Source organism: Ensifer sp. ZNC0028 (assembly GCF_000799055.1).
Lineage (GTDB): Bacteria > Pseudomonadota > Alphaproteobacteria > Rhizobiales > Rhizobiaceae > Ensifer.
Genome location: NZ_JTLA01000243.1, coordinates 1 through 249 on the forward strand (window position 1 = coordinate 1; position 249 = coordinate 249).

The window sequence follows — 249 nt, forward strand, 5'->3', positions numbered from 1 at the left end:
TGTGGCCGGCCATCATGCCCTGCAGCCAGAAACTGTCGATCATGCCTTGCGAGGCAACCGCACCCGGCCGGTTGAAGCCGAAGAACGGACCGGACGCGATATCGCGGTAGAGCTTCGAGCGATCCTGGAGGCTCGCCGCCTGCAGGCCGTCGAAGACCTCCTTCGGCAGGCCACCGGGGTTCTTGTCGGTCTTGACCATCAAGGGCGGCACCGCCGAGATCAAACCGGCCTTGGCGATCCGGCTGGTGC

General features: G+C 65.5%; 1 pseudogene. It reads right to left on the bottom strand.

Annotated elements, in window-relative coordinates:
- Positions 1-249 (bottom strand): annotated as a pseudogene (locus L981_RS32820) (alpha/beta hydrolase); the annotation flags it as partial.